The organism is Nocardioides ureilyticus, from assembly GCF_051280745.1.
GTDB lineage: Bacteria > Actinomycetota > Actinomycetes > Propionibacteriales > Nocardioidaceae > Nocardioides.
In genome coordinates this window covers 1-1,082 of record NZ_JBNCOG010000078.1, presented here as the reverse complement: position 1 = coordinate 1,082, position 1,082 = coordinate 1, and the positions used below count along the sequence as shown (strand labels likewise).

The following is a 1,082-nucleotide window of genomic DNA, read 5'->3' as shown; positions in this document are numbered from 1 at the left end:
TGTATTCGGCCATCAGGTTGGTATCAGGCGGCTGATCGGTGGGTGTCCGCCGAGTGCGCTGTGGCGGCGTTGAGTGTTGTAGTGCTTCAGCCAGGGCGCAAGAGCGGCCGCTCGGGCCTCGTTGCTGGTGAAGGCGTGCCGGTAGGCCCACTCGACCTGAAGGGTGCGGTTGAGGCGCTCCACCTTGCCGTTCTGCCACGGGCAGTGCGGGCGGATGAACTTGTGCTTGGCGCCGAGCGCTGCCACCGCGGCGGCCATGTCGCGGGATCGTCGATAGCTGAGGTGGTTGTCGGTGATCACACGCTCGATCCGGGTGATCCCATGTTCGGCGAAGTAGGCGGCCGCCCGGGTCAGGAACTCCGCGCAGGTCTTGCCCTTTTCGTCGGGCAGGATCTCGGAGTAGGCCAGCCGGGAGTGGTCGTCGACGAGGGAGTGGACGTAGTCGTAGCCGATCCCGCGGCCGCGGACCTTTTCGCTGCGGCCGTGGGCGCGCCAGCCGCCACCGTCGGGGATCTTGCCGAGCTTCTTGACGTCCATGTGGACCAGTTCGCCGGGTTTCTCGCGCTCGTAGCGCACGCCGGTTGCTCGCGAGGCGCGGATGACTTCGCCGGTGATCGGGTCGCACTCGGCTAGGTAGGGCACCTCGTGGCGGCGCAGGATCCGCGACACCGTGCGGGGTGGGATCGCGAGCTCGGGACCGATCCAGTCTTGTCCGCGGCGCTCGTGTCGGCGCAGCTCGAGCACACGCTGCTCGACCTCGTCGGCTGTGCGGGTCGGTGTTGAGTGAGGGCGCGAGGACCGTGTTCGCAAGCCGTTCTCGCCCTCGGCTGCGAACCGGTCGATCCAGGTCTTCACGCACTTGCGTGAGACGCCCATCGCGGCCGCGATGTGGGCTTGCTTCCAGCCAGCCTGATGACGTTGAACGATCAGCAGCCGACCGTGAACGGTCAGCCGCGCACTACCGTGGAACATGGAGCCTCCGGGTTGGAAGTGGGCCTTCGACAAGCCACACCCCACCCGGAGGTTCTCTTCACGTCAACGACCAACCAATGCCACCAACGTCATGGCCGAATACACCTAGC

1 protein-coding gene is annotated in these 1,082 nt (G+C 66.5%); it reads right to left on the bottom strand.

Annotated features, from left to right (window positions below):
* Nucleotides 1–12 precede the first annotated feature (12 nt).
* The gene (locus ACSMHG_RS19540) at nucleotides 13–972 is read right to left on the bottom strand and encodes an IS481 family transposase (RefSeq protein ID WP_435748255.1); all 960 of its coding nucleotides are present in this window, start codon (nucleotides 970–972) and stop codon (nucleotides 13–15) included.
* Between the last annotated feature and the right edge of the window lie 110 nt (nucleotides 973–1,082).

Bases quoted from the DNA above. Each gene is read 5' to 3' on its own strand.
- ACSMHG_RS19540 (WP_435748255.1), bottom strand. From the start codon at position 972: ATGTTCCACGGTAGTGCGCGGCTGACCGTTCACGGTCGGCTGCTGATC.